Annotated in this window: 27 protein-coding genes; 8 read left to right on the top strand and 19 right to left on the bottom strand. The window is 30.1% G+C overall.

All coding sequences use genetic code 11. From position 1 onward, the window contains the following. The 5 genes from DEFDS_RS06345 to DEFDS_RS06325 are packed head-to-tail and all read left to right on the top strand — an operon-like array spanning position 1 to position 6,758. Positions 1-1,128: a class I SAM-dependent methyltransferase gene (locus DEFDS_RS06345; RefSeq protein WP_013007976.1), complete on the top strand. Its 1,128-nt coding sequence runs from the start codon at positions 1-3 to the stop codon at positions 1,126-1,128. A 1-nt stretch (position 1,129) separates the two neighbouring features. Further along, on the top strand, positions 1,130-2,617 hold the full coding sequence (locus DEFDS_RS06340; RefSeq protein WP_013007975.1) for an NADH-ubiquinone oxidoreductase-F iron-sulfur binding region domain-containing protein: 1,488 nt from the start codon (positions 1,130-1,132) through the stop codon (positions 2,615-2,617). Further along, positions 2,614-5,340 carry a formate dehydrogenase subunit alpha gene (gene fdhF / locus DEFDS_RS06335; protein ID WP_013007974.1) on the top strand — a complete coding sequence of 909 codons (2,727 nt, stop codon included), beginning with the start codon at positions 2,614-2,616 and terminating at the stop codon, positions 5,338-5,340. The genes DEFDS_RS06340 and fdhF overlap by 4 nt, the downstream gene beginning before the upstream one ends. Before the next feature lie 4 nt (positions 5,341-5,344). Next, positions 5,345-6,250: a patatin-like phospholipase family protein gene (locus DEFDS_RS06330; protein WP_013007973.1), complete on the top strand. Its 906-nt coding sequence runs from the start codon at positions 5,345-5,347 to the stop codon at positions 6,248-6,250. Then, complete coding sequence (locus DEFDS_RS06325) at positions 6,237-6,758, top strand: biotin transporter BioY (protein ID WP_013007972.1); 522 nt, start codon at positions 6,237-6,239, stop codon at positions 6,756-6,758. The genes DEFDS_RS06330 and DEFDS_RS06325 overlap by 14 nt, the downstream gene beginning before the upstream one ends. 212 nt (positions 6,759-6,970) lie before the next feature. Here DEFDS_RS06325 and DEFDS_RS06320 read toward each other — a convergent pair whose 3' ends face one another. The 16 genes from DEFDS_RS06320 to DEFDS_RS06250 form a co-directional block, all read right to left on the bottom strand. Continuing rightward, the gene (locus DEFDS_RS06320; RefSeq protein WP_013007971.1) at positions 6,971-8,656 is read right to left on the bottom strand and encodes a GspE/PulE family protein; all 1,686 of its coding nucleotides are present in this window, start codon (positions 8,654-8,656) and stop codon (positions 6,971-6,973) included. Positions 8,657-8,660: 4 nt separating this feature from the next. Continuing rightward, the gene (locus DEFDS_RS06315; protein WP_013007970.1) at positions 8,661-9,881 is read right to left on the bottom strand and encodes a secretin N-terminal domain-containing protein; all 1,221 of its coding nucleotides are present in this window, start codon (positions 9,879-9,881) and stop codon (positions 8,661-8,663) included. Continuing rightward, on the bottom strand, positions 9,865-10,212 hold the full coding sequence (locus DEFDS_RS06310) for a hypothetical protein (protein WP_013007969.1): 348 nt from the start codon (positions 10,210-10,212) through the stop codon (positions 9,865-9,867). Before DEFDS_RS06310 ends, DEFDS_RS06315 begins: the two co-directional genes overlap by 17 nt. Next, complete coding sequence (locus DEFDS_RS06305; RefSeq protein ID WP_153801469.1) at positions 10,209-10,634, bottom strand: hypothetical protein; 426 nt, start codon at positions 10,632-10,634, stop codon at positions 10,209-10,211. The genes DEFDS_RS06310 and DEFDS_RS06305 overlap by 4 nt, the downstream gene beginning before the upstream one ends. A 106-nt stretch (positions 10,635-10,740) precedes the next feature. Next, complete coding sequence (locus DEFDS_RS06300; RefSeq protein WP_013007967.1) at positions 10,741-11,322, bottom strand: PilN domain-containing protein; 582 nt, start codon at positions 11,320-11,322, stop codon at positions 10,741-10,743. Then, positions 11,319-12,272, bottom strand: coding sequence for a hypothetical protein (locus tag DEFDS_RS06295; protein ID WP_013007966.1), 954 nt, complete (start codon positions 12,270-12,272; stop codon positions 11,319-11,321). The genes DEFDS_RS06300 and DEFDS_RS06295 overlap by 4 nt, the downstream gene beginning before the upstream one ends. Further along, positions 12,262-12,984: a hypothetical protein gene (locus tag DEFDS_RS06290; RefSeq protein ID WP_013007965.1), complete on the bottom strand. Its 723-nt coding sequence runs from the start codon at positions 12,982-12,984 to the stop codon at positions 12,262-12,264. Before DEFDS_RS06290 ends, DEFDS_RS06295 begins: the two co-directional genes overlap by 11 nt. After that, the gene (locus DEFDS_RS12645) at positions 12,984-14,339 is read right to left on the bottom strand and encodes an AAA family ATPase (RefSeq protein WP_013007964.1); all 1,356 of its coding nucleotides are present in this window, start codon (positions 14,337-14,339) and stop codon (positions 12,984-12,986) included. Before DEFDS_RS12645 ends, DEFDS_RS06290 begins: the two co-directional genes overlap by 1 nt. Further along, on the bottom strand, positions 14,339-14,719 hold the full coding sequence (locus tag DEFDS_RS06280; RefSeq protein ID WP_041223656.1) for a hypothetical protein: 381 nt from the start codon (positions 14,717-14,719) through the stop codon (positions 14,339-14,341). The genes DEFDS_RS12645 and DEFDS_RS06280 overlap by 1 nt, the downstream gene beginning before the upstream one ends. Continuing rightward, the gene (locus DEFDS_RS12640) at positions 14,685-15,431 is read right to left on the bottom strand and encodes a type IV pilin protein (protein ID WP_013007963.1); all 747 of its coding nucleotides are present in this window, start codon (positions 15,429-15,431) and stop codon (positions 14,685-14,687) included. The genes DEFDS_RS06280 and DEFDS_RS12640 overlap by 35 nt, the downstream gene beginning before the upstream one ends. Further along, positions 15,412-15,927, bottom strand: a complete 516-nt coding sequence (locus DEFDS_RS06275) for a prepilin-type N-terminal cleavage/methylation domain-containing protein (protein ID WP_013007962.1) — start codon at positions 15,925-15,927, stop codon at positions 15,412-15,414. The genes DEFDS_RS12640 and DEFDS_RS06275 overlap by 20 nt, the downstream gene beginning before the upstream one ends. Beyond that, complete coding sequence (locus tag DEFDS_RS06270) at positions 15,917-16,564, bottom strand: prepilin-type N-terminal cleavage/methylation domain-containing protein (protein WP_013007961.1); 648 nt, start codon at positions 16,562-16,564, stop codon at positions 15,917-15,919. Before DEFDS_RS06270 ends, DEFDS_RS06275 begins: the two co-directional genes overlap by 11 nt. Next, positions 16,521-16,886: a prepilin-type N-terminal cleavage/methylation domain-containing protein gene (locus DEFDS_RS06265; protein ID WP_013007960.1), complete on the bottom strand. Its 366-nt coding sequence runs from the start codon at positions 16,884-16,886 to the stop codon at positions 16,521-16,523. The genes DEFDS_RS06270 and DEFDS_RS06265 overlap by 44 nt, the downstream gene beginning before the upstream one ends. 5 nt (positions 16,887-16,891) lie before the next feature. Then, positions 16,892-18,109, bottom strand: coding sequence for a type II secretion system F family protein (locus tag DEFDS_RS06260; protein WP_013007959.1), 1,218 nt, complete (start codon positions 18,107-18,109; stop codon positions 16,892-16,894). 12 nt (positions 18,110-18,121) lie between these two features. Then, positions 18,122-18,577, bottom strand: a complete 456-nt coding sequence (locus DEFDS_RS13320; RefSeq protein ID WP_013007958.1) for a type II secretion system protein — start codon at positions 18,575-18,577, stop codon at positions 18,122-18,124. 281 nt (positions 18,578-18,858) lie between these two features. Beyond that, on the bottom strand, positions 18,859-19,443 hold the full coding sequence (locus DEFDS_RS06250; RefSeq protein ID WP_013007957.1) for a Uma2 family endonuclease: 585 nt from the start codon (positions 19,441-19,443) through the stop codon (positions 18,859-18,861). A 188-nt stretch (positions 19,444-19,631) separates the two neighbouring features. Between DEFDS_RS06250 and buk the strand changes: the two genes are divergently transcribed. Next, positions 19,632-20,693, top strand: coding sequence for a butyrate kinase (buk, locus tag DEFDS_RS06245; protein ID WP_013007956.1), 1,062 nt, complete (start codon positions 19,632-19,634; stop codon positions 20,691-20,693). Next, positions 20,674-22,197 (top strand): phosphate acyltransferase, encoded by a 1,524-nt coding sequence (locus tag DEFDS_RS06240; protein WP_013007955.1) that lies wholly within the window; start codon positions 20,674-20,676, stop codon positions 22,195-22,197. The genes buk and DEFDS_RS06240 overlap by 20 nt, the downstream gene beginning before the upstream one ends. 3 nt (positions 22,198-22,200) lie before the next feature. Here the strand turns inward: DEFDS_RS06240 and DEFDS_RS06235 are convergent, their stop codons facing one another. From DEFDS_RS06235 to DEFDS_RS06225, 3 genes are all read right to left on the bottom strand, one after another. Further along, positions 22,201-23,070: an amino acid ABC transporter permease gene (locus tag DEFDS_RS06235; RefSeq protein ID WP_041223654.1), complete on the bottom strand. Its 870-nt coding sequence runs from the start codon at positions 23,068-23,070 to the stop codon at positions 22,201-22,203. Positions 23,071-23,389: 319 nt separating this feature from the next. Continuing rightward, positions 23,390-24,190: a transporter substrate-binding domain-containing protein gene (locus tag DEFDS_RS06230; RefSeq protein WP_013007953.1), complete on the bottom strand. Its 801-nt coding sequence runs from the start codon at positions 24,188-24,190 to the stop codon at positions 23,390-23,392. After that, entirely contained in the window at positions 24,191-24,967 is a 777-nt protein-coding gene (locus DEFDS_RS06225) for an amino acid ABC transporter permease (RefSeq protein ID WP_013007952.1), read from the bottom strand. It lies immediately after the preceding gene. Positions 24,968-25,307: 340 nt separating this feature from the next. Here DEFDS_RS06225 and DEFDS_RS06220 point away from each other — a divergent pair, with 340 nt between their 5' ends. Then, positions 25,308-26,747 (top strand): RtcB family protein, encoded by a 1,440-nt coding sequence (locus tag DEFDS_RS06220; RefSeq protein WP_013007951.1) that lies wholly within the window; start codon positions 25,308-25,310, stop codon positions 26,745-26,747.

Genomic DNA, 26,747 nt, shown 5'->3' with positions numbered 1-26,747 from the left:
ATGGACGAATTGAGAGAGTTGATAATTGAAAAAGTTAAAAATAAAAAAATGACGTTTGCTGAGTTTATGAATCTGGCTCTTTATCATCCTCAATATGGGTATTATCAAAAAGAGAACCCATTTGGGATGCAGGGTAGTTTTTACACTTCTGTTGATGCTTCAGAGTCTTTTGGTAGGTCTCTGGCAAGAGGCTTTTTAAAAGCGATAAATGAGTTGGATCTTGAGCCGGTACTTTGTGAAATGGGTGCTGGTAGTGGGATGCTGGCAAATGATATCCTTAATTTTTATAAGGATGAGGAGCCTCAATTTTATGAAAAAATAGAATATATTATTATCGAAAAGAGTGAATATTTAATAGATAAGCAAAAGGAGTTGCTTAAAGCTCATGAAGGAAAGATTTCTTGGCATTCATTTAAAGAATTAAGGGATTTTGATGGTGTATTTTTTTCAAACGAATTAGTTGATGCTTTCCCTGTACATAGAATCATTAATATATCGGGAGAATTAAAAGAGCTTTATGTGATTTATCATGATGATAAATTGCAGTTTTATCCTGATGATTTTTCCACCGAAGAGTTAAAGGAATATATCAATAGATTAAATATAAAACTGGTGGATAAACAAATCGCTGATATAAACCTTGATGCAGTGAAATGGATTAGAGATTTGGGTAAAAAGATAAATAAAGGGCTGGTTGTTACAATTGATTATGGTTTTGAGGCCAAACAATTGTATGCTCCATTTAGGATGGATGGTACTGTTACCTGTTATTTCAAACATACTCAAAATAACGATTTTTTTGAAAGGGTTGGTTATCAAGATATAACTGCATTTGTGGATTTTTCTGCTCTTATGGAGTATGGGAAAGAGAGCGGATTGGATGTTGTAAATTTTGAGCCACAGTGGCTTTTTCTCTTACAAAGTGGAATCTTGGATGAGATAAAATATGCAGAATCAGATTTGCATAAGGCAAGGATAAGGTCTCTGATTATACCAGAGGGTGGTTTTGGTACAAACTTTAATGTTTTGATTCAGAGTAAAGGGGTAAAAATCCCTGAAAATTTCTTTTACAAAAAACGTTCTACAGAACTGTTTAACGAATTGAGCAAAATATACTCAGAGATATAAAATGCCTGTAGTTGATAGGTATAAGAGAAACTTTGCTTTTATAAAAGATAGGTTTGTTTATAAAAATTTTTTAGAAGAGGCAAAAAGGTACAAATTTTCATCGATTGACAAAAAAACGATTAAATTGCTTGCCAGAAAATTTGGTATCCCTTATAGCGAAACTTTTTCCATTGTTTCTTTTTATTCACTATTAAATGTGAATGGCAAAAATTTACTTTCCTGCAATGCTCCATGTTGCAAAAATGATGAACTATTTGATAATGCAATTAAAACTCACTGTTTAGGCTTATGCGATAACTCTCCAGCGGTTATAAAAGAAGGGAAACAGGCATGTTTTGTTCAAGGTATTTTTAAAGAATCTGAGAGCGCTAAGGTATTAAATAAGAATATCGATGATTGTTTCATTTTAAATGTAAGAGATAAGGATGAATATATAACAACTCTTACAAAATTGTTATCAGCTGATAGGGATGATTTGCTTGAAAGAGTAAAAAAATCTGATTTAAGAGGGAGAGGTGGTGCAAATTTTCCAACGTATAAAAAGTTTGAAGCAATAAAAAATATAAATAGTAGCAAAAAATATCTTGTATGCAATATTGACGAATCCGAGCCTTTTGTCTTTAAAGATAGAGCTTTGTTAGAAATAAACCCTTTTGTGGCTGTAGCTGGAGCAATTTTAAGTGCCTATATAGTTGGTGCTACTGATATAATTTTTTATATTAGAGGTGAATATATAAAACAGAAAAAGATTTTAAGTGAAATAACCAGTTATTTTTTGTTAGAAATAGATTTTTTTAATAGTTTAAATGTGGAGATTGTATCAGGGGCAGGAGCTTATGTTTGTGGTGAGGAGACAGGGCTTATAGAATCTTTTGAGGGGAAAAGGGGGAATCCGAGAAATAAGCCGCCATATCCCTTTGAATCTGGTATTTTTGGTAAACCAACGTTAGTAAATAACATTGAAACCCTTTCCTATGTTTTTGAAGTATGTGAAAAAAAAATAGTAAACTTGAATAAAAGGCTTATATCTGTTTGCGGAGATGTGAAGGAAAAAGGGGTTGTTGAAATAGATTTAGATGTTGCTATAAATGAGATTGTCAAAAATATTTGTGATAGAACTATTGGAAATCCTGGTTTTGCGATATTAGGTGGGGCTTCAGGTTTTTTTGTAGATAAAAATAATTTCAGTAAAAAGTTAAGAGATTTTGAAAAAAGTTTTGTGGGTTCTATTTTTATAGCAGATGAATCAAGAGATAAATTATCCATTTTGAAATATTTTGTCTCATTTTTTGCTGATGAATCCTGTGGACAGTGTATCCCTTGTTATAAAGGTTATCAAAAATTAGAAGAAATTTTATCCATCAATAACTTAAACGATAAAGTGGAAGATATAAAATCTATTGTAGAATCAATGTCAGTAAGTACGCGCTGTGGCCTTGGCAAAGCTATTAAAAATGGTGTTTATTCCTTTTTTGAGAGTGCAAAATGATTAAGATAACAATTAATGGTGCTGATTATAGTTTTAAAGAGAAAATGACGATAATAGACGCATGCGAGAGTGTGGGGATATATATCCCAAAGCTTTGCTATGATAAAAGATTAAAACCGATTGGTAGATGTAAGCTTTGTATTGTGAAAGTTAATGACAAAATTGTAACTGCCTGTGAAACCAAAATAGAAGATGGGATGGACATCATTACAAATGATGAAGAACTTAGAAGTTTCAGAAAAATAAATTTTGATTTACTTGTTGATAATATTTATGTTGAAAGAGTAAATGATATTTCTGAACTTAGTAAGTTATTTAAGTATTTTGGTTATAAATCAATTTCCAGCAGATGTTTCAGTGAAAATAGAATAGTTAGCAACCCTTTTTTTAGCTTTGATAATAATTTATGTGTGCAGTGCGGAAGGTGTGTTTCTGCATGCAAAGAATTGCAATGTAGATTTGTCTGGAACTTTGCTTACAAGGGTAAAAATCAAAAATTAACCATTGGAGCTGATGAATCTTTTGAAGAAGCTCTATGTGAATTTTGTGGGACTTGTGTAGATTTTTGCCCAACAGGGGCTATAAAAAATAACATTTTGCTTGATGAATATAACAAAAAATCTGTTGAAACTGTTTGTTCATATTGTGGAGTTGGCTGCAAAATCAACCTTTCTGTTGATGGTGAAAATGTTTTGGTGACACCAAAACAAACAGATGATAAATACAATTCTTTATGTGTAAAAGGGAGATACGGGCATTCATATATTTTTAGTGAGGATCGTTTGAAATCTCCACTTGTTAGAAAATATTTGCTTGATGATGGAAAGAAAGATTTAAAAAGTGAATTTATCGAAGTTGATTGGGACACAGCACTTGATATTGTTTCAAAAAAATTGGTTGAAATAAAAAGGACTTTTGGTGGAGATAGTATAGGTTTTTTCTCATCAGCAAAATGCACAAATGAAGAGAACTATCTTTTGCAAAAACTGGCCAGGCAAATAATTGGGACGAATAATGTGGATCACTGTGCAAGACTTTGTCACTCTTCTACTGTTGTTGGTCTTATCCAGAGCGTTGGCTCAGGTGCTATGACCAACACAATGGATGATATTGTGGAAAATGCCTCCACTGTTTTTATTATTGGTTCCAATGTTACAGAGCAACACCCTGTTTTTGGTGTAAAAATTAGAAGAGCCGTAATGAATAGAAAAATTAATCTTATTGTAGCAGATCCTCGATATATTGATATTGTAGATTTTTCAGATATTTATTTACCAATAAAACCTGGGTCTGATGTGGCTTTAATGAATGCATTGTGTAAAATTATCATTGAAAATGGTTGGGAAGATAAAGATTATATTAATGAAAGATGCGAAAATTATGAAGAATTTAAAAAGTATATATTAAGTATTAATTTAGATGAATGTGTCAAAGTTACTGGTATTGATTATGAAATCTTATATAAAGTAGCCAAAAAAGTTGCACTTGAAAAGCCTACTGCTTTAATCTGGGCGATGGGGATTACACAACATAACCATGGCGTTGATAATGTCTTTGCTTTATCAAATTTACAACTGCTTACTGGCAATATTGGGGTTTCTGGTGGTGGTCTTAATCCTTTGAGAGGGCAAAATAATGTTCAGGGTGCCTGTGATATGGGTTGTTTGCCTGATGTTTTTAATGGGTATCAAAGGGTAATGGATGAAGAGATTGTGAAGAAATTTGAAAATTTCTGGAAAATGGATGGTGATTTTAAGCTGAGTAGAGTTGTTGGAAAAACTGTTACTGAGATGGTGGATAGTTTAAACGATAAATCGATTAGAGCCCTTTACATCATGGGTGAAAATCCTGTTATGACTGAGCCAGATGTTAATAGGGTTGTTGAAAGTTTAAAAAATGCTGATTTTTTGGTGGTGCAGGATATATTCCCTACAGAAACATCAAAGTTTGCAGATGTTATTTTGCCGGCTTCATCGTTTGCTGAAAAAGAGGGTACTTTTACAAATACTGAGAGAAAAATTAATCTCATAAAACCTGTTATCAAGCCACTTTATAATTCTAAACCTGATTTATTTATTTTGTCTGAGCTCGCAAACCGTTTGATTAAAATGCTTAGTTTAAAACCTATGGGAGTTTATGCAAAATGGGATTATGAAAGTGCAAAAGATGTACTTGATGAAATAAATGCAACAACCCCTATTTATGGCTATGCAAAATATGAAAGATTACTAAATGGTGAAGATTTATATTGGCCAGTTTATAAGGAAACTGGAAATGAGACATCGATTTTACACCAAAAAAAGTTTTCGAGAGGGAAGGGGAAACTTCATATAGTTTTAAATAAACCGCCTAAGGAAAGACCTAATGAAGAATTTCCATTTGTTTTAAATACAGGTAGAGAGCTTTATCACTGGCATGGTGGTGAGTTGACAAGAAGAGTAAAAGAGTTGCTAAAAGTCTGCTCAGAACCGATTGTGATGCTGAATACCAATGATGCTAAAAGTTTTGGTATTAAGGATGGTGAGCTGATAAAAGTCATATCAAGAAGAGGGAAAATAATTGGTAGAGCCTTTGTAACTGAAAGGCTGAAAAGTGGTGAAATTTTTGGTAATTTTCATTTTCCTGATGGAAATGTTAATAAATTGACAATAAAAGCTTTGGATAGTGTAGCAAAAATACCTGAATATAAAGTGTGTGCTGTAAAGATTGAGAGAGTAGGGTGAAAATATGAAAATTGGTTTGGCACTTGGTAGTGGAGCAGCGAGAGGGCTTGCTCATATCGGGGTTTTGAAAGCGTTTCAAGAAGCTGAAATCCCAGTTTATGCCATAAGTGGTTCGAGTATGGGGGCTTTTATAGGTGGGCTTTATGCTGCTGGTTATGATGTTTTTCAAATGGAAAAACTCATTTATGAGTTAGACTGGAAAATTTTTACGGAATTTTTTGATTTAAAAATTACTAAATCAGGGTTAGTTGATGGTAAAAAGATAGATAGATTTATCTATGAATTTATTGGTGATGTCAAAATTGAAAACCTTGATTTGAAATTTTGTTGTGTGGCAACAGATCTTTTCACAGGTAAAGAGATAATTTTTAACTCCGGTTCTTTAATAAAAGCTATTAGGGCAAGTATCTCTTTTCCAGGAGTATTTATTCCAGCATATTTGGATGGAATGTTTTTGGTAGATGGTGGGCTAAAAAATCCTGTTCCTGTAAATAGACTGCCTGAAGATTGCGATGTTAAAATTGCAGTACATGTTGGGCCCTTTGCGGAAAAGGATGATTTTATAAATAAATATTACTCAAATGGTGAAAATTTTGTAAAAGATAATAATATATTTGTTAATTCCATTAATAAATTGCTTAAAGAGATATTAAGAATTAATATTGATAATGGAAAGGTCAAATATCCAAATATCTTTGAAATATTGGTTCAAAGTATTGCTATAATGCAGGAAGCTACTGCTGAATATGTGATGGATGATGTGGATTGTATTAAAGTGAAACCTGATTTAGATGGTTATAAATTGACAGACTTTACTAAAGCTAAAGAGATTATTTCTATTGGATATGAAGAAGGCTATAGACTTGTTAACCAATTGATTAGTATGGAGGATGTTTATGAATCAAAATAAAATTGTTTATTCTGCGCTAGTTGCTGCTTTTTTGGCTGTTAGTACTTTTATCAGAATACCGTTAGAGCCTGTGCCCCTCACATTGCAACCTTTTGTAGTTTTATTAATGCCAATGATATTTGGTATAAAACCAGCTTTTATGGGAGGATTAGTTTATTTGATACTTGGTTTGATAGGATTGCCTATTTTTGCTCATGGTGGTGGAATAGGATATGTTTTACAGCCTACTTTTGGCTATCTTGTTGGTTTTGTGTTGGCTTCAATCCCTATTGGATATTTTGCAAAATATAAGAAGATATTTTTCTATCTTTTAGGTGGTTTGTTAGGTTTGGTTGTAATTTATGGTTTGGGTGTGACATATTTGTATTTTAATTTGAATTATATACAGCATAAAGCCATAGCTTTCAGAAAAATATTATATATCGGTTTTTTAACACCTTTACTTTTTGATATTGTAAAGTTGATAGTAGCTTCAATAATTGCAAATAAAATAAAAGATAGATTTTGATTATTTGAGATTGCTTCCCCCGCCATTAAGCTTCAAATATTTAAAATTATACATGCAAATACTATACACACAAAAAGTTTTAAACTTAAAATTTACTACTGAATGGCGAGGTCGCAATGACCCCAAAATTGCCGACATTGCGAGCATTAGCGAAGCAATCTGAGGTGTTTAAGCAATTATTATTGTGCAACACCTTCAACTAATTTATAGATTTAGTCGTTTTCTATAGTCGTTACTCTCAAGACTTCTTCAAGAGTAGTTATTCCAACAGAAGCTAGTTTCATACCAGAGTCATAAAGAGTTTGAAATCCTTTGCTTAAAGCATACTTTCTAATGGTTTCCGTTGTAGCATTTTTACTTATCATTTCTCTCATTTCTGTATCGATTTTTAAAACTTCATAAATACCTATTCGCCCTTTGTAACCTGTGTAGTGACAATCAGGACAGCCTTCGCCTCTAACAAACTTTGCATTTTGATATTTAATATCAAGCCGTTTTAATATTGATTCATCAGGAGTGTATTCTACAGCACAGTTTAAACATACTTTTCTAACAAGTCGTTGAGCTACTACCCCTATTAAAGAGGAAGATACTAAATATGGTTCTATACCCATATCTACGAGTCTTACAACACTACTTACAGCATCGTTCGTGTGTATAGTTGCAAGAACCAAATGACCTGTTAGAGAGGCTTGAATAGAAATTTGGGCAGTTTCTTTATCCCTTATTTCCCCGACCATAATAATATCTGGGTCTTGTCTTAAAATGGATCTCAAAGCTGAAGCGAATGTGACACCAGCTGTTTCATCCACCTGAACTTGATTAATAATTTTAAAATTATATTCAATAGGATCTTCTATGGTAACAATATTCTTCTCTAAACTATTAAGTTTATTTAATGTGGCATACAAAGTTGTAGTTTTACCACTACCAGTTGGCCCTGAAATCAATATGATTCCATAAGGTTTTGAGATTATTGAATCATAGATTTCTAATGAATGATTATCCATACCAATATGGTGAAGTTCTAACAATGCTTTGCTCCTATCGAGTACTCTTAATACTGCTTTTTCACCAAAGTTTGTTGGTAAAGTGGATACCCTAAAATCTATTTCTTGAAAGTTTATCTTAATTTTAAATCTGCCATCTTGAGGAACTCTTTTTTCTGCAATGTTCATATTTGACATAATCTTAATTCTTGAAATTATTGCTGGAGCTAAGATTTTGTTTAACGTTAAAATTTCGTGTAAAATACCATCTATTCTGAATCTTACTCTCAATATATCTTCATCTGGCTCTATATGTATATCTGATGCTTTTTCATTTATTGCCTTGGCTATAATACTGTTTACAAGATCTATTGCTGATGAACTTTCTGCTAACGATTCATAAACACTGTCATCTTCTGCTGACAGCACAGAGATCTCTTTTTCAACCGTTTTTGCAATGTTGTAAAGATGGTCTTCACCACCGTATATTTTATTAAATGCAGCCAAAAATTCATCATTTGAAATAAGCATTGGTATTACATCTTTTTTTGTGAGCCTTGTTATTTCATCAATGGCAATGATATTGTTTGGGTCGCTCATTGCAATATAAAGAGTGCTCCCTTCTACTTTTACAGGGATAACTTTGTATTTTCTTGCAACATTTTCTGGTATTATATTTTTAAAGCTTGGGTTTAAATCTAGTTCATCTAACGTAACACGTTCTATTCCAAGCTGTTCTGATAAAATATCGAGGAGAAAATCTTCTGTAATATATCCCAGGTCTATTAAGACTTCGCCTATTTTTTTCCCTGTTTTTTTCTGCTCTTCAAGGGCAACTTTAAGTTGAGCTTCTGTTAGATACCCTTTTGAAACAAGTAAATCACCAATTCTGATGTTTTTCAATTTCATATTTTTATTCCTTTATGATTTTTGGTGTAATAAAAATCACAAGGTCGTTTAAATCATGACTGTTTGTTTTACTTTTGAATAACCAGCCAATCAAAGGTATTTTACTCAAACCTGGCACTGCTGAAGTACTATTTGATTGTTTTTCTTGCACTAATCCACCAATTACAGTGGTTTCTCCATCTTTGAGTTTTACATAAGTTTCAGCTTTTCTTGTAAATTTTAAAGGATATCCATCTACAGTTTTTGAGAAATCAAGCTCACTTTTATCAACAACTATTTTTAAAAGTATATTATTATCTGGGGTTACCTGTGGGGTAACTGTCAAAGATAATTTTGCTTCATCTGATTCTACATCGGTGTCATCATCATCTATTACTTTATAATGAAACTCAAAGCCACTTTCTATTTTAGCTTCTTTATTGTTCATTGTTACAATTTTAGGTTGTGAAACAATTTTAGCTAACCCCTGTTGCTCCAATGCTTGAAGTTTTGCATCTAAGATAAAAGAGCCTGAATAGTTCCCGAGTAATAAGGATAAGGTGCCTCCTGGATTAGTTATAGGTAGGTTTACCATGTATCCTGATGTATCTCCCCCAATAGATATGGTGTTTGGAAAATATTTATTTGTTGAGTTTATATTTGTATTTGCTGACCATTGAAGGCCAAGTTCTCTGCTCCCAGTTTTTGAAACCTCAACAATTTTTGCTTCTATCATAACCTGTTTTATAGGGACATCAATTTTCGAAATGTAATACTTCATTTTTTCGATATTTTCTTTTGTGTCTGTGATAATTAATGTCCCACTGTAGTCATCAACTACAATTTTCCCTTTATCACTTTTGAAGTTTTCTAAAATTTTTACTAAATCGGCTAACTTGATGTTTTTTGGAGCGTAAAAATAATCTACTACAGGTGCTGTATCATTTTTAGTCCCAGAATTATAAAAATATATAATATTGTTTTTTATGTCATAGCTTAAATTAAACTGTTTTGCTATATTATCTATTACATCTTTAAGTGCTACATTTTCTAAATAGAGAGTCAATTTCCCGTTAATATTTTTTGGTAAAACAATATTGATTTTAGACAGCTTTGATAATGTTATCATTACATCTTTAATATCAGCATCTTTAAAATTTACAGAAATACTTTTACTTAAATCTGCTGCAAAAAGTAACGATGATATTGATAAGATCAGTAATATTTGTTTAATTTTTGTCCACATAGAGCACTACCCTATTTTTTTTATTTTTTGTTAAGATTACTTCTTTCATATCTATTTTTGTTACTTTATAACCATCAATTATATCACCTGTTTTGTAACTTTCGTTATTTATTATAGCATAAAATTCATCATCGAGTTTAATGATTCCAGTTAAATTAAAAGCTTTAGTTTTTGTTTCATTTTGGTTTGATTTTTCTTTAACTAACGGTTTTGGTTTGATAAAAGTATATCTTTTTATAAATGATAAGTTATTCTTAGGTATATTGGCAATGTCCCAACTAAAAGCATTTACTGCAATTAATAAGGAATAAACAACTATTAACTTTTTCACTTTACCCTTCCATATGCTGTAAGATTAAAACTCATATTTATAAGCCCATTTTCATTAAAACTTATGCTATAAGAATCCAATGACAACCATTCATTTTCATACTCTATGTTTTCCAGTAATTTCAAGATATTGTAAATTTGCCCTGTAACTTTTACTGAGTAATGATTATTATATCTTAGCCCTTTAACATCAAAACCAGAAAAGTTAAATTCATCTATTTTAACGCCACTATTGAAAATGATATTTTTTATTACGGATGAGACATAAGTTTTATCTTTTATATTTTCTAATAAATTTGCCATTTCCAACTTGTTTTTTAAAATCTCCTTTTTTATTGAATAAATTTTACTGGTAGTGTTTAGTTTTCTGTAAAATTCGATTATATAGGTGTCAATTTTACCTTCTATTTGACTTATTTGCATCTTTAAAGAGTGCAGCTTTATAATTTGAATAATTCGGATATATTTCAGATAAATTAAAAAGATAAAGACCAATATCAATATTAATAAAATTATCACATGAGATCTTTTAATTGATTTCATCTATTTCTTTTACCTTCATAGTTATTTTAAAAGTATATAAATTATTATTTTCATCCCTTTTAATAAAATAAAACTCAAGTTTATTCAGATATTTGTTTGTTTCTAATGACTTATAGTATTTATAAAATGAGTTTGTTTTGTTTGCATAACCTTCTAATGTAATTGTGTTTTTACTGTAAGAAATATTTTTGAAATAGATGTCTGACGGTTTTGTTGTGAGGTAAAAAATTGTAGAAATTAAAGGTGAGTAATTAATAGTATAAAATCTAAAGAGCTTATTTTTCTCTTTTAATAAATTTTGTAGCTCATTTTTTAGATTTTTATAGTTTTTTTCATATTTATCTAGGCTTGCTATCTCTCTTTCAAGATTATTTTTATATACAGTATGTTTTTTTAGTATATCTTCTAACTGCTTATTTTTAAAAGCTAATAGGCTATAATCGAAAATAATAAGCAAAAATGCTAATATAATAATAAAAATAGATGATTTTATAAGCTGGTCTTTTATAAGATCATAACGTAGATTTTCAGGTATTAGATTTAATTTTTTTACTTTTTTATATCTCATATTTCTTTAAATGCTCCCAAAATTTCTATTAAATAATCAAAATCATCAAATTCATGATTACTTTCAGCGATAAAATTTTCAGGAATCGTTTTATTTATTTTTAAATTAAAAAGTTTATTATAATATTTTTCAATAGATTTGATACTGTTAAACTTACCTATAATGTTGATTGATTCAACTTTCCCTTTAGAGATATATCTGTTGTAATAATCAAGTGTTCTTTGTATTTCTAAACTGACTCTATCTATATTGTCTCTAATTGTGGTTGAAATAGCTTGTTTTTCTTCTGTTTCATAGTCATCAACGCCTACATCAGCCAAATAATCAAAAACAGAGTTTATACTCACGCCTCCATCAGTTGCTATTTTTTGAGCAATACTTTTTAATCCTATATTTAAACCTCTAGTAAATAAAATATTATTGCTCTCTGTGATACATAAAACTGTATTGTTGTTTCTGACATTTAATTTTAAACTAATTTCATTTTCATTTGTGAAGAAGAGACTTGTAGCGTAAATATCACTAAAACATGATATAAATTTTGCATTTTTTATTTTATGGAAAAGTTCTTCAAAGTGCTTAGGAATACCACAAATATAAGCAACATATTCATTTTCACTTTCATATAAAGAATAATCGATGAGATAATCTTTTAATTCTATATCAAAGGAGCTTTTAAATCTTTTCAAAATCTCTGCAGAATGGTTCATAATGTTTCTATTTAAAAATTCAACTCTATCCAAAAGATCAGAGCCGCCATAAACAAATGTTATATATTTTGATTTTGATTCAATTATATTTGCATTTAACTCACTTATTAATTCATCAAGGCTGTTATATTCATTTTTAATCGCAAAAGATGGGTAAAGAATATCATTTTTTAAAGAACCATTTATAAACTCATAGTTGTTATCGTCAAAGCAAACTACAGATAAACTACTAACTTTCATTATTAATACCTTTTAGCTTTAATAAAAACTGTTTGATACTAATTTTATGGTTTACAGGTGGTATATTACATGAATTTTTAGATTTATCATAATATATTTTTGCAAAATTATATTTGCCAAGCTTTTCATAATTAGTGGCATACAAAATATTAATTTCACATTCTAAATTTTTGTATTTATTTTTATCTAAACTTTTTATTAAATCTAAAGATTTAGAATAATTTCTTAATTTATACTCTAACAATGCTAGATAATAGCTGCACAATACTTTATGTTTTGGACTTTCAGTAGATTCAACACATTTAGATAGGTATTTTTTTGCTTGAGGTATATTATTCTCTTTAAAATAATATATCCCAATTAGACTATAATCTTTTAAATCATTGATAACTTTTAAAGCTTTATCTTTTTCATTTGATGCGAGATTTATATAAATTTCGTCATCATATAAAGATTGCAAGTTTTTATTAAGTTTGCTTATTGCATCAAATTTATTTTTCTTTAGCTCTGATATAGGTGTAAATGTTTTGGCTTTAACCTTGGAATAAAAATTATTTATTAGCTTATAATCTAATAAAACGATAATTACAAATATAATGAAAATTATCAGGAAAATAAATTGAAGATTAAATTGAACTACTTTTTTGTTTTTATAAATAACTGTTTGTTTTTTGTTTTTATTCTTTTTTAATGCGTTTGCAATTAAACTCATTAATCCTCACAGTTAATAACATTGTTGTATTTATCGTATAATAACACCCATCCTATTTTATTGTCAATATTAATCATTGCCCAGTCATTTACAACTTTTTCAATTTTCAATACTTTGTTTTTTTTAATAATCGTTAAATATTTTGAGTTTAAATCTGGATTTATTCTTACCTTTTGATTAACAAGAAATTTAATACACTTTGATTTAGTTCTATTTTTTTCTTCTTTTATTAATTTTTTTGATGAAATATTATCTTGACTAACTGGTTGTATTGTTTTTGTTTTAATTGTGTTATTCTCTGATATTATTTCTTTTTTAACTTTTTCTTTTTGGATAGTAACTGTTTTAGCTGGTTGTTGATTTAGATTTATGTTTGAATAAGTTTTATTTTCTATATTACTTACTTTTTTAACGGGACATTTTATCAAAAAAGAAAAATAATATATTAATAATCCAGTTATAACTATTAAAATAAAAAGTATTATAACTTTTTTTATTAAACTATTTTTTCTTGTAGTAGCTGGTGTTATCTCAGAAGAGACCAAAATTGGATTAATTTCTAAAATTGCTTTTTCGATATGCTTTTTTTCTATTTTTTTTGATTCATCATTAAAGGCAGCTATTAAAGCGTATTCGCAGAGCTTATTAATATCTCTTGGATTACCTTTAGTATATTTATAAACTGCTTTGATGGCTTCTTTAGTAAAAATTGTTTTGTTATATTTGGATGCTTTTTGGATTCTATAATTGATATAATTTTCAACATCTTCCTCTGTTAAAGTTTTTAGTTGGATTATTACTGAAATTCTTTGTCTAACCTGTCTAAGTTCATATTTGTTTAAAAGCTCCAAAAATTCAGGCTGACCGACAAACAGAATTTGCAATAGCTTTGCATCCTCTTTTTCAATGTTGGATAGTTGTCTTATTAGCTCAATAGTTTCAAAAGGGAGGTTTTGAGCTTCATCAATTATCAATAATGCGTTTTTACCTTCTTCGTATAATTTTAAAAAGTATTTTGCTAGCTCGTCATAAATTTTACCTTTGTCTAAATCATTTGAAACTACAATTCCAAAGTCGCTGCATATATATTTTAACATTTCATCAGGGGATAAAAAAGGGTTTAGCACAAGGCATGTTTCTACGTCAGTTAATGAGTTTAATAACACTCTTGTAAGTGTTGTTTTCCCAGTTCCCACTTCCCCAATTAAAGCCATAAAACCTTTTCTGGTTTTTATAGAATATTCTATAAGTTGAATCGCTTCTTCATGACTGGTAGAGCAGTAAAAAAAGTCTGGGTCTGGGGTTAATTTAAATGGCTCTTCTTTAAAATTAAAAAATTCTGTGTAAACACTCATTAGTTTTGTATTTTTACCTTAATTTTTCTTTTTACCAAATCATTATAAGCCATACATTCATAAACTGTTACATTATCTTTTATTTCTCTAATAATTTCAATAGTAAAGTTGTTGTAAGTTAAAGAGGTTTTATTGTTTTCATCATAAATCAGTTCATTGGTTCCAGTCAGATTGTCAGCAATAGTAATTTCGCAACTGGATTCAGCTAAATAAAAAGCTTTTGTGGAAAGTAACTCTTCGCTACTTGATATGGATTCGTTTGATAAAATTGTTATAAGTGTAACTCCGATAAACCCAAATATCACAAGGAGAAAAACAGCAAATATTAAAGATGAACCTTTTTTATCATGGAGTATTTCTAATATGGACAACTTTTTCATAATTTATACTCACATCATTTTTTTTAAGAGTTAAACTGATTTTTACAGCAGCATTTCTCCATCTATTTCCAGCATCATAAGTAAATTCTACACTATCTAAAAAATTACCAAAAATATAGCAATTGCCCTCACTGTTAAAATCCGTATCAATATTTCCATTACACCAATAAAGTTGATTATTTAGCAATTTATAAGCAATAACTTTGTCAAAAAGAAAAACCCTTTTATAAGGGGAGTCTTTTTTCAGATTTTTATCTAAAATTAAATAGTTGCCGGAGTCGTTATCTGTGACTGAGTAAACTCTTTGCTCATTATAAAATTGGTTACATTTTGTAACATATATGCTTAAAATGTCATAGTTATTAATTGATACATTTTCTGTTAAGCTGATATTGTCCTTTTCATTTTTTGTATAAAAATACACATCTTTAAATGATGCAAACTTTATGTTGTTTGAGTTTTTTGGCTGGCAACTATTATTAAAATCTGCAACGGTGTTTGGTATAGCATATTTAAGCTCTTTAGCCATTCTTTCTGTGATAAATTTTGCTTCATTGTATAATAAATCTTTTACTTTAGTATCTGTGTAACCTGTCATAATGGGCAAAAGTAGATTAACACCTAAAAAGGATACAATTCCAAGCAACACAATTACAATTATAAGCTCAACTAGTGTAAACCCTTTTTTGTTTCTAAAAATTACCTTTGACATACTCTAAAGTGTACCTTTCTTTTAATAAGTCTGATTCCACACTCACCTGAATTAGTTTGTAATTTGTTGCTGTACAACTGTTTGAAACAATTTTACCATTTTCTATTTTGACAAAATGGACATTTACAAATATTTTATAATTACCATTTAGCCCAAAATCAGAAGGTTGATACTCTTTTTCTGTATCACAACTATCTACATAATCATCCACATCATCATATTTATTCATACTATTTTCATTATTTTCATTACCAATATTTATTTTATCTAAATTTATAGTTCCACCACCATTTAGAGTATCTTCATCAAACTTTTTTGATATGATTTCTTCTAAAACTGTTTGAGCAGCAACAATAGCTTTGTGTCTGATAATTGGGTCGCTTGTTTTACCAAGTGTATTGTAAAATAAAATCATTATACCCATAACACCAACAGTAAACACAACAATAAAAATTATAATTTCAATAAGTGTGAATCCTTTGTTTTTAGTGGACAATTATACCTCCAGAGTAGGGGACTATTAAAATTTTTCTATTACCCAATGTTATAGTTGTTTCTGTATTTAATAAATTATTATTTGTTGAATCAGTATCGCTATCTGGTCTTCCAAGATAGTCAAAATATAACTGATTTATATTTGATGAAAATTTATTTTTTAATTTTACAGGATTATCAACCGATGGGATATTTGCAACATTTCCATTGTTATCATAAATGGTATATTTTTTATTTGTACCATCGAGTTTTATCGACCATCCACCACCATCCACCATCGATTTGTGCTGAACATATCTGATATCAGAATATAGCTGCATAATATCAGTATCTTCACTAAAAGAGCCTATCTCAATTTTTGGAGAGATAACAATTGCTAGAATACCTACAAGAATTATGATGATAATTAACTCAATAAGTGTAAAACCTGAATTATTTGAAGTTTTTGAAGAATAAAAATTGCTCAATTGTCCAGATTGCTTCGCTAACGCTCGCAATGACTGTATTTTCGAGGCATGGCGAGGCAACAAAAGTTGCCGAAGAAATCTCATTATTATGTTAATTCTCAACATGTATGGTTGTTGAACAGCATCTTTATTCGTTTTTTTCAATATAAACTTTCCCTTTGTTTTTATCATATTTTAGCACATTTCCATTTACAATAAAATGACCATTTTCAAATTTAATCACACTTAAAATAGATTTATTATCTTCATTAAGTAAATAACCACTTTTATAAATTTCATCCAATTTTTCAGGGTATTTCCCATTTTTTACTTTGTAAAGTGTCAAAATTAAGTTAATATTTTTAATGTCATAAGTAATAGCAGTTTGAAACATCTTTTCTCTGTATATTTCATATCTTTTGTAAATAACAGCAATCATTACAGCTACGACTAATAAAACAATGACAACTTCAATTGGTGAAAAGCCTTTTTTATCATTTTTTTTCTTAAACATGGGCACTATCTTACAGCTTTAATCATATCCCACATTGGCAAGAATACGCCAAGTGCAAGCAGTAATACCATACCAGCAATAAATACAAGTAAAATTGGCTCAAGAGCTTGAGAAAGTGTCTTGATAGAGTAATCAACCTCTTCATCATAATAATCTGATAACTTTATGAGCATTTCATCAAGCCTACCTGTTTCTTCACCAGATTCCACCATATCTGAAACCACTGGCGGAAAATATTTTGATCTCCTAAAAGCTGATGCGATATTTGATCCTCTGCTTATCTGCTCTTTTATGTATAATAATTCTCTTTTTAAAATGTTGTTTCCTGTTATTTCTGATACTATATCAAAACTTGCTGTAATATTTATCCCACTTCTATAAAGTAATGCCAAAACTCTTGATATCCTAGATAAATATATTTTTTGGATCAATTGGCCAATAATTGGGATTTTGAAAATATTTTCATCGATATAATTTTTCCCTTTTTCAGTTTGTTTAAATTTATTAAAACTGATAATAGCACCTAAAATTATCAAAATTATTACATACCAAAAGTTTTGAACAAAACTATTTATCCATATAAGAATTTTTGTGGGTAGTGGTAGCTCGGTATTAAATTTTGCAAACATACTAGCAAACTTGGGTATGACAAAGGTAACTAATATACTAAAAGCAATTATAATAGCTCCAATGACAATTTTGGGATATCTTGTGGCTGTTTTTATCCTGTTTTTCGTTTCAAGCTCTGACTCTAATATGGCTGCTAGTCTTTGCAAGGTGATATCAAGCACACCACCTTCTTCACCAACCTTTATCATATTTACATAAAGGGGTGAAAATATATGTTTTTGTCTATTAAATGCGTTTGAAAGTGGAAGACCAGCATCCACATCATTTTTTATCTGGTGAATACTTTGAGTGAGTTTTTCGGTAAAGCTCTGAGTAGATAATCTTTCAAGAATTTTGATTACAGGGATACCTGCTTCAAATAGTGTGGCAAATTGCCTGGTAAAAACTATGAGCTCTTCTAATTTTACTTTTGAGAATCTGCTTTTTAGATTTTTTAAACTATAGAAGATTTCGTCAAATAAACTTGATTGTTTTAAATCTAAGACTTCTATACCTTGGTCAATCAAAAGCAAAAAGGCGACATTTTCATCTGCCGCCTCTATAATCCCTGAAACCTTTTCAACACCCTTTTCACCAAGGTATTTAAACTTCATATATAAAAGATATTATTCACAACCGTCTGTATAAATTTTAACTTCTGTTGAATTGTCATCGTTTTCTTTATAGACTACACCACATTCAACATTGTTATAAGCAGATGCAGTTGTGCCTTTATAATAAAAGATAAAAGCATTACTATCTGATTTATTATCAAATTTATCTTTATCATAATCTACTGCTTTTGCTATACCATCTGCATCAGCAGTAGGATAACCTTTGCTATTTACTTTTATTGTTTTTCCATCAACTGTTACATTATCAGCACTTTGATTATCTAAAATCAACCATTTAGCTCTTACAATATCTTTTGCTGCGTTTACAGCACCACCCAATCCTTTAACTACGGATATTTTAGCGTCTTTACTTAAGTTTGCAAACTTTGGTACAGCAACAGCTGCTAAGATACCCAAAATAACTATTACGATTACCAACTCAATTAATGTAAAACCTTTTTTGTCCATGAAATTTGTACCTCCTATGTTAAACTTAACTTAATTTTAATTTAAATATTTTTAACTGTCAATATCTTTGAAAGCAAATATAACAAAAAGTTAAAAAATTCTTAATGGCGTAGAACAGTAGTAACTTTTATAGCTTCTTAGATTGCTTCGCTAACGCTGACAATGACCATAAATTGCGGTCATTGCGAGGAGTGAAACGACTAAGCAATCTCAATAAATAATATTCAAATAGTAAAGAATTTTTAAAACGTATTTTCCAGCTTTACTATACTGTTAGCAACTTATTTATTTTCTTGTTCTTCTTCCTTTATTTCTTTTTCAAATACTTCCCATAAGGGTATTTCAATATCAAATATTTTTAGTTTTAATGCTTCATCCCAGTTAAATCTTTCTGGAGTTCCATATTTTCCATCAGATAAAACATATCTTTCTACAATCTCAAGTTCAGGAAATACAAGAATATACTCTTTAACACCAAAAGCTTCGTATAAATCTTTTTTGATTTTTGTATCTTTGTAAGCAGTAGATTTTAAAACTATTTCAATGACTAAGTCAGGAGCACCTTGAATATTTTTATCTGTTATCTTATTTTTATCACAAACAATAAAAATGTCTGGTTGTACTACATTAAAATCATCTAAAACAACATCAGTTGGAGCTTCAAAAAGCTCACAATTTTTAAGGTTGTTTTTTTGTTTTCCAATTTCGACAATTAAGTTTCTACTAATTTTTTGATGTTTAGTAGATGGAGCAGGGCTCATATTGTAAGCATTGCCGTCGATAATTTCCCATCTTTCTTCATCAGGCCATGTGAGATAATCTTGATAAGTGTATTTTTTATCAATTTTCTTTGCCAGTGGACTCATTTTTGACTCCTTGAAATTTTAACCTTAAAAGCCTTAAAATTTATTAATTCGTTATTCATCTAACTAAGTTTATTATAATTTATTGTAAACTCTATTTCAAGGTAATTATCATATTGAAACGGCAACGATTTAGTTGTCAAATTATATATTTTATGTTAAGTATTATTAAAAACTATTAGAGGTAGATTATGTATATATTAGCTATTGATCCTGGATCTACCAGCACTAAAGTTGGTGTATCTCATAATAAAAAATTAATCAAAAATAGTGTGGAGCATCTAAGTGATGAATTCTTAAAAATAAAAAATGTAATAGATCAAGAAGAGATAAGGTTTAATAATATTAAACAGTTTTTGAACGAAAATGGATTTGGAGATTTGCAGTTTGATGCAGTGGTTGCAAGGGGCGGATTGTTGAAGCCAATTGAAGGTGGAGTTTATTTAGTAAATGATAAGATGTTAGCAGATTTAAGAAATGGCTTAAATGGGGAGCATCCTGCAAATCTTGGAGGAACTCTTGCAAAACGATTTGCAGATATATACGGTTGTAACGCATACATTGTTGATCCTCCTGTGATTGATGAAATGTGGGAAATTGCCAAAATTACAGGTTTAAAAGATATAGAAAGAAAGAGTAAATTTCACGCTCTGAATCATAAGGAGGTGGCAAGAAGAGTTGCTGAAAATGAATTAAAGAAGAAATATCATGATTGCGTACTTATTGTTGCCCATCTTGGTGGTGGAATTACAATTGGCTTACATAAATATGGGAAAGTTGTAGATGTTAATAATGGGCTTGATGGTGATGGTCCGTTTGCTGTGGAAAGAGCAGGTGGATTACCTTTAGATGGTTTGATTGAGTATCTCCAGCAAAATTCTTTAGATTTAAATCAACTTAAAAGAATAATATCAAAAGAGGCTGGTATTTATTCCCATTTAAAAACCAAAAATATGAAGGAAGTGGAAAGTAAATATCATAATGATGATTATGTAAAAAAGGTTGTTGATGCTTTTATATACAATATTGTTAAAGAGATAGGTTCACTCTTTTCTGTTGCAAAAGGTGATGTTGATGCTGTTGTTTTTACTGGTGGTCTTGCAAAAAGTGAATTTTTTATGAGTAAAGTAAAAGACTATTTAAAATTTATAGATAAAGTTTTTGTTATACCAGGAGAATATGAGATAGAGGCTCTTGTAAATGGAGCATTAAGAGTTTTGAAAGGGGAAGAAAATGCAAAGATTTACAAATAAGTTTATAAATACAGGTGATAATATTAAAAAGTTGCTCGCTAAAAAGGGGTTGGATAAAGAAGAGATTTTAGATTTACTGAAAATAGATGAGGAAGAGTTTAATTTAATATTAAATGGGGAAGTTCAACCTTCTGTTTCACAACTTTTAAAAATTTCATCATTTTTAAATGTCACGGTCTCTCAGCTTTTGTATGGTACGGATGATTATGAGAAAAAAGTGGTAAAAACAACACCTCAGGAAAGAGTTGTTATCAAAAGGAAAGAATATCTAGTTTATGAAAATCTTGCTCCCAAATTTTCAAATAAAGAAGTAGAGCCTTTTCTTGTTGATATTTATAAAACTAAAGCTATCGATATCGATGAAAGTGTGCACAATGGAGAAGAGTTTATTTATCTGATAGAAGGTAAAGTAAAGCTTACAATTGATGAAAAAGAATATATTTTGGATGTTGGGGATACGATATATTTTGATTCATCTTTAAAACACAAAATTGAATCACTTACAGACAAATCAAGAATTTTTGCTACCATTTATTATGGTGATACAATGCTTTATAAAACTAAAGGTAAAAAGATGAAAGATTTAATTAGTGCTGCAAAAGCGATTGGCAAGCAGAACATTGTACTTATAAATCCCGATGATTCGTCAATAGAAGCATTGAATAAAGCGATTATAGAAGGCTTAATAAATAGAGCTTTTTTAGTGGGTGATAATACAAACCTTTTGGATAAATACAGCAATTTGTTATCTTTTTCAAACCATTATGATTTTGTCCATATAGATAATGAGGTAAGCGATTACTATCAAACATGTGCAAAGAAAGCTGTTGAATTAATAAAAGAGAAAAAAGCTGATTATTTAATGAAAGGTAATATTAACACAGCTATTATGTTGAAAGAGATCTTGAATAAAGAACACGGTATCCCTACAGGTAGAAGAATAAGTCTTGTCAGTATATTTGAATTGTTTGATAGGGAAAAGTTTATATTACTTACAGATCCAGCCATAAATCCAGAGCTGTTCCCAGGGGGAGATTTAGAGCTTGCAAAGGATATCGTTAATAATGCGATTGATGTGGCATTTGCACTGGGGATGAATGAGGTGCGAGTGGCTCTTTTAGATGCCAACGAAATTCCAACAGAAAAAATCCCTTCTACGATTTTGGAGCAAAAACTGTCAAAACTTAGATGGCATGATAATGTTTATGTTTATGGTCCACTATCTTATGATTTAGCTCTTTATGAGGAAGCAGCCAAGAAAAAAGGTTTAAAAGACAATCCTGTGGCTGGAAATGCTGATATACTTGTTGTTCCACATATTGAAGCTGGTAATTTCCTTTATAAATCTTGGGCAATGACGATGGGAGCAGATGTGGCAAATATTGTTGTTGGTGCAAAATCACCCATTGTAATAACTTCAAGAAGCGATAGTGATATGGTGAAATTCCTTACTATTTGTGCAAATGCGATTTATGCTCATCATTTAAAAAATACAGTAATGTAAAATTTATTTTGTAGTCATTCTTTTTTCAAGAAACGAAGAAAAATGAGATAATATTGTATTTATTAAAAGATATATAACTGTAATAATTATCCATATTTCAAATATTAGATACGTTGAGGCCATTAATTCCATCCCTTGAAATGTTAATTCTGGAATAGAAATCACAGAAAGTATAGCGGAATCTTTGATTGTTGATACCATTTGTCCTGTTAAAGGTGGTATTATAAGTGGCATTGCTTGTGGCAGGATTATGTATTTTAATCTTTGCCATTTGTTCATTCCAAGGCTTTTTGCAGAATCAATTTGTTCTTTCTTAATTGCCAAAATTGCACCTTTAACTATCTCTGAGATATATGCACTTTCGTATAAAGATAATGCCAATATCCCTATCACAAAAACCTGGGCTTTACCTTTATCAATTAAAATTAGTTTTAGAAAATCAGGATATTTTGTGTAAAGAAAATTTAGAGCCATTTCGATATGAAATATTTTTAAAAATATATCTCCAAGAAAAAAGTAAACAACAAATATCACTACAATTGATGGAATGTTTCGAATACTTTCCACATAGCTTATTGAAATTAATCTAAAAAAAGTGTTTTTTGAAGCCTTCATAATACCGAATATAAAACCTATGATAGTTGACAATATGATTGAGTAGATACTTATTTTTAATGTGTTTATGACTCCGATCATAATTACATTTGGGACTATTTTCCCATCTTTTTCTTTGAAAAAATATTGAAGGATTTTTTCCCATTGCCAGTTATAATGTAGGTTATTATTAACTTTATAAAAAAAGTAATAAATAAATATAAACAAAATACCCAATATAATTAAATCGAGTTTTGTAAAGGTTATCTTTTTTTTCATAATCAAACTAATACAACTTGTTTTACATTAAAGAGTCCAATTTGTTAATATTGCTTTCTCACCATTATTTATTAGTAGAGGCTGTTGCATTTAAGTCAATATAATTTTGATATTGCTTCGGTAACATTCGTTGCCTCGCAAAGACTAAAATTTCCGCCCTTGCGAACAAAGTGAAGCAATCTCCTGTTTCAAAAGTTTTATTTGAGATCGCTTCGTCAGTTTGCGTTTCCTCGAGATGACTGTATTGCTGTCATTGCGAGCGTTAGCGAAGCAATCTAAACAATTTGAACAATTATTAATATGCAACACCTCTAATAAATTATTTTATCAATTTTTCCCAATCTCTTGTATAAAACCAGTATTGTTTCCTCTCTTTTAAAAACCCTTCAGCTTTTACATATCTTATCCAGCTGTTTAAAAAGTTTAAAAAGTCATAATCCCCTTTTCTAACTGCAAAACCAATAGGCTCTTTGGTAAAAGTATCTTTAATCGGTAGATAAAGTCTATCAGGATGTTCTATTGCTTGAAAAGCTGGCATTGGAGCGGAAGCTACAACTGCGTGAGCCCTTCCTAAAAGTAATTCTTGTATCGCTTGAGATTCATCATCAAATAGTTTTATTTTTGCATTTGGAAAAAACCTCTTTGAAGCTACTTCAGCAGTTGTACCGATTCTTACTGCTATTATCACATTCTTTTTATTAAAGTCTGATAATTTATTCCATCCTTTGGCTTTAAATTTATTGGCCACAATTGACATTCCTGAATAATCATAAGGGATAGAGAAATTGACCTTCAATGCTCTTTGAGGTGTTATACTCATACCACCAATGATGATATCAAATTTTCCAGTTAAAAGTGCAGGGATAATTCCAGACCATTTAGTGGGCACAAATTCTATTTTGACTCCCATATCTTTTGCTAATCTTTTAGCCACATCGATTTCAAAACCGATTAAGTTTCCATTTTTATCATACATTGCCCATGGAACAAAAGTTGACATCCCAACTTTTAATACACCTTTTTTCAAGACCTTATCCAATGTGCTTTCTGTCGCAAAAGAAGTTTGTGCAACAAAAGCAAAAATTATCATTAAGAATAACAACTTTTTTAAAAATTTCATTTAAGCACCTCTCAACGATTTTTTATGTAACACTTTAATTGTAAATGTTATAATAATATTTATAAACAGATATGTAAAGGCAACTATTATCCAAATTTCAAAAGTCATGAATGTTTCAGAAATAGCTTTTTGGGCTTCCATCGTTAAATCATATATCGCAATGACACTCACTAAGGCTGAATCCTTTATCAAAGAAACAAAAATATTTGTGAGTGGGTAAATAACTGTTTTTATTGCTTGTGGAAGTATAATATAGATGAAAGTCTTAAAAGTGTTTAGTCCTAAACTATAAGATGCTTCCCACTGACCTGTATCGACATTCTCTATACCTGCTCTTATTATTTCACAGGCGTAGGCGCCTTCAAACATACTAACTGCTATTATAGCAGACCAGAAAGCTGAAATATTAAATACAGGAGCAATTACAAAGTAAAAGAAAAGTATTTGAATTAAAAGTGGTGTGTTTCTAAAGATTTCAACATATAAATAGCCTAATAATCGCGCTGAGAAAGAATTTAATGTTCTAAAAATACCAAAAACAAAACCGAAGATATTGGTAATTATAAAAGAGAAAAAAGATATTTTAAATGTAACGAACAAGCCCTTGATTAATGGCCCAAATATAAGTTTTCCTTCATTAACTTCGAAAAAAAGTTTTTTTACTCTAAACCACTGCCAGTTGTACCCTGAGCTTGTGGCACCTTTGAAAACAGCAAAAATAAAAATTGATAATAAAAATAAAAAAGCAAAAACTTGCAATAATTTTTTGACTGTCATCAGGAAAATATTATACTACTAATAAGATAAATCAAGCTTATTTTGAGGTTTTGTAAAGTAATAGTTGTTCATTATTACAGATTGCTTCGCTAACGCTCGCAATGACGACAAAACCGTCATCGCGAGGAAGCGCAAGCTGACGAAGCGATCTCATATAAAACATTGAAGTAGGAGATTGCTTCACTTCGTTCGCAATGACAAATTTTTCGTTTTTACTAAGCAACAAAAGTTACCAAAGCAATCTCATGATTTATTTAATTATTAGTACTTTAGTCTATTATATAACAACCTAATTTTAAATTAGATTGCAATATTAAAAAAAATATCTAAATTAGCTTGTATGAAAATAAAACAGCTGGATAGATATATCTTTGAAATTGAAAAAGATGGAAAGATTGGGATGAAAGTTCCCGGTATCATTTATGCTGATCAAAGTATGCTAGAAGATATCTTAAATGAGGGTTCAGCTAATCAAGTAGTCAATGCTGCCACGTTACCTGGTATTAAAAAAGCTTCTATAGCAATGCCTGATATTCATTATGGTTATGGGTTACCCATTGGCGGTGTTGTAGCTACAGATGTTAAAGAGGGTGTAATTACGCCTGGTGGTGTTGGTTTTGATATCAATTGTGGTGTTAGACTTATCAAGTTTGATTTGGGAAAAGATGAAATTAAAACGGATTTAAAAGATGTTGCAAAACATTTATATAACAATATCCCTTGCGGAGTAGGTGAGGGTGGCAATATAAAACTTAAAAAGAAAGAGTTGAAAAATGTACTGAAAAAAGGTTCTTACTGGGCCGTTGAAGAAGGGTATGGTAATGAGAATGATTTATTAAACACTGAGTCTTCTGGCAAGTTAGACGAAGCAAATCCTGATATTGTTTCTAATAAAGCCTATGAAAGAGGTTATGACCAATTAGGGACACTTGGAAGTGGGAATCATTTTTTAGAGTTAGGTTATGTAGAAGAGATATTTTTAGAAGATATTGCAAAAGAGTGGGGCTTGTTTAAAGGTCAGTTAACCCTTTTAATCCATTCTGGCTCAAGAGGGCTTGGACATCAGATTTGTAGTGACTTTCTTGATGTTTTTGAAAAAGCATTGAAAAAGTATCAAATAGATGTACCTGATAAACAACTTGCTTGCGCTCCTGTTTTGTCTCCTGAGGGGCAGGAGTATCTTGCTGCTTTAAGTTGTGCTGCAAATTTTGCATGGGCTAACAGACAGATTTTACAATCATTAGCTATAAATACGTTAGCTGATATACTTAAAGTAAAGGTTAAAAATTTAAATCCATCACTTTTATATGATGTTGCCCACAATATAGTAAAATTTGAAAAATTTGAAATTGATGGAGAGGAAAAGCTTTTAGCAGTTCATAGAAAAGGGGCTACAAGATCTTTACCGAGAGGCTCTGAATTATTGCCTACACATTATAAAAATACAGGTCAACCTGTAATTATACCTGGAGATATGGGTAGATACTCATATATTTTAGTAGGTGGTGATAAAGCACCAGTTAGAAGTTTTAATTCTGCTTGTCATGGTGCTGGTAGAGTCTTGAGCAGGCATAAAGCTATAAAAATGGCTCAAAATAGAAATATAGCCACAGAGTTGAAGCAGGAAGGCATTATTGTAATTAGTAGAGGTAAAAAAACATTGAAAGAAGAGATGCCTGATGCTTATAAAGATGTTTCAAAAGTAGTAGAAATTGTAGATTATTTAGACATTGCTAAAAAAGTGGCTAAATTAAAACCATTGTGTGTAATCAAGGGGTAA

The sequence above is a fragment of the Deferribacter desulfuricans SSM1 genome (assembly GCF_000010985.1).
In the GTDB taxonomy this organism is placed as follows: Bacteria; Chrysiogenota; Deferribacteres; order Deferribacterales; family Deferribacteraceae; genus Deferribacter; species Deferribacter desulfuricans.
Note: the sequence above shows the minus strand (reverse complement) of the source record. Positions and strands in the feature narration are given on the sequence as shown.

What these genes read in the sequence shown, in the direction of transcription:
- DEFDS_RS06260 (WP_013007959.1), bottom strand. Translation starts at nt 18,109, where the DNA reads ATGAAGTTTAAATACCTTGGTGAAAAGGGTGTTGAAAAGGTTTCAGGG.
- buk (WP_013007956.1), top strand. Translation starts at nt 19,632, where the DNA reads ATGTATATATTAGCTATTGATCCTGGATCTACCAGCACTAAAGTTGGT.
- DEFDS_RS06330 (WP_013007973.1), top strand. Translation starts at nt 5,345, where the DNA reads ATGAAAATTGGTTTGGCACTTGGTAGTGGAGCAGCGAGAGGGCTTGCT.
- DEFDS_RS06325 (WP_013007972.1), top strand. Translation starts at nt 6,237, where the DNA reads ATGAATCAAAATAAAATTGTTTATTCTGCGCTAGTTGCTGCTTTTTTG.
- DEFDS_RS06250 (WP_013007957.1), bottom strand. Translation starts at nt 19,443, where the DNA reads ATGAGTCCACTGGCAAAGAAAATTGATAAAAAATACACTTATCAAGAT.
- DEFDS_RS06230 (WP_013007953.1), bottom strand. Translation starts at nt 24,190, where the DNA reads ATGAAATTTTTAAAAAAGTTGTTATTCTTAATGATAATTTTTGCTTTT.
- DEFDS_RS06220 (WP_013007951.1), top strand. Translation starts at nt 25,308, where the DNA reads ATGAAAATAAAACAGCTGGATAGATATATCTTTGAAATTGAAAAAGAT.
- DEFDS_RS06225 (WP_013007952.1), bottom strand. Translation starts at nt 24,967, where the DNA reads ATGACAGTCAAAAAATTATTGCAAGTTTTTGCTTTTTTATTTTTATTA.
- DEFDS_RS06290 (WP_013007965.1), bottom strand. Translation starts at nt 12,984, where the DNA reads ATGAGTTTAATTGCAAACGCATTAAAAAAGAATAAAAACAAAAAACAA.
- DEFDS_RS06305 (WP_153801469.1), bottom strand. Translation starts at nt 10,634, where the DNA reads ATGCAAATAAGTCAAATAGAAGGTAAAATTGACACCTATATAATCGAA.
- DEFDS_RS12645 (WP_013007964.1), bottom strand. Translation starts at nt 14,339, where the DNA reads ATGAGTGTTTACACAGAATTTTTTAATTTTAAAGAAGAGCCATTTAAA.
- DEFDS_RS06340 (WP_013007975.1), top strand. Translation starts at nt 1,130, where the DNA reads ATGCCTGTAGTTGATAGGTATAAGAGAAACTTTGCTTTTATAAAAGAT.
- DEFDS_RS06315 (WP_013007970.1), bottom strand. Translation starts at nt 9,881, where the DNA reads ATGTGGACAAAAATTAAACAAATATTACTGATCTTATCAATATCATCG.
- DEFDS_RS13320 (WP_013007958.1), bottom strand. Translation starts at nt 18,577, where the DNA reads ATGGACAAAAAAGGTTTTACATTAATTGAGTTGGTAATCGTAATAGTT.
- DEFDS_RS06295 (WP_013007966.1), bottom strand. Translation starts at nt 12,272, where the DNA reads ATGAAAGTTAGTAGTTTATCTGTAGTTTGCTTTGACGATAACAACTAT.
- DEFDS_RS06240 (WP_013007955.1), top strand. Translation starts at nt 20,674, where the DNA reads ATGCAAAGATTTACAAATAAGTTTATAAATACAGGTGATAATATTAAA.
- fdhF (WP_013007974.1), top strand. Translation starts at nt 2,614, where the DNA reads ATGATTAAGATAACAATTAATGGTGCTGATTATAGTTTTAAAGAGAAA.
- DEFDS_RS06280 (WP_041223656.1), bottom strand. Translation starts at nt 14,719, where the DNA reads ATGAAAAAGTTGTCCATATTAGAAATACTCCATGATAAAAAAGGTTCA.
- DEFDS_RS06265 (WP_013007960.1), bottom strand. Translation starts at nt 16,886, where the DNA reads ATGTTTAAGAAAAAAAATGATAAAAAAGGCTTTTCACCAATTGAAGTT.
- DEFDS_RS06320 (WP_013007971.1), bottom strand. Translation starts at nt 8,656, where the DNA reads ATGAAATTGAAAAACATCAGAATTGGTGATTTACTTGTTTCAAAAGGG.
- DEFDS_RS06235 (WP_041223654.1), bottom strand. Translation starts at nt 23,070, where the DNA reads ATGAAAAAAAAGATAACCTTTACAAAACTCGATTTAATTATATTGGGT.
- DEFDS_RS06345 (WP_013007976.1), top strand. Translation starts at nt 1, where the DNA reads ATGGACGAATTGAGAGAGTTGATAATTGAAAAAGTTAAAAATAAAAAA.
- DEFDS_RS06270 (WP_013007961.1), bottom strand. Translation starts at nt 16,564, where the DNA reads ATGATAAAAACAAAGGGAAAGTTTATATTGAAAAAAACGAATAAAGAT.
- DEFDS_RS06300 (WP_013007967.1), bottom strand. Translation starts at nt 11,322, where the DNA reads ATGAGATATAAAAAAGTAAAAAAATTAAATCTAATACCTGAAAATCTA.
- DEFDS_RS12640 (WP_013007963.1), bottom strand. Translation starts at nt 15,431, where the DNA reads ATGTCAAAGGTAATTTTTAGAAACAAAAAAGGGTTTACACTAGTTGAG.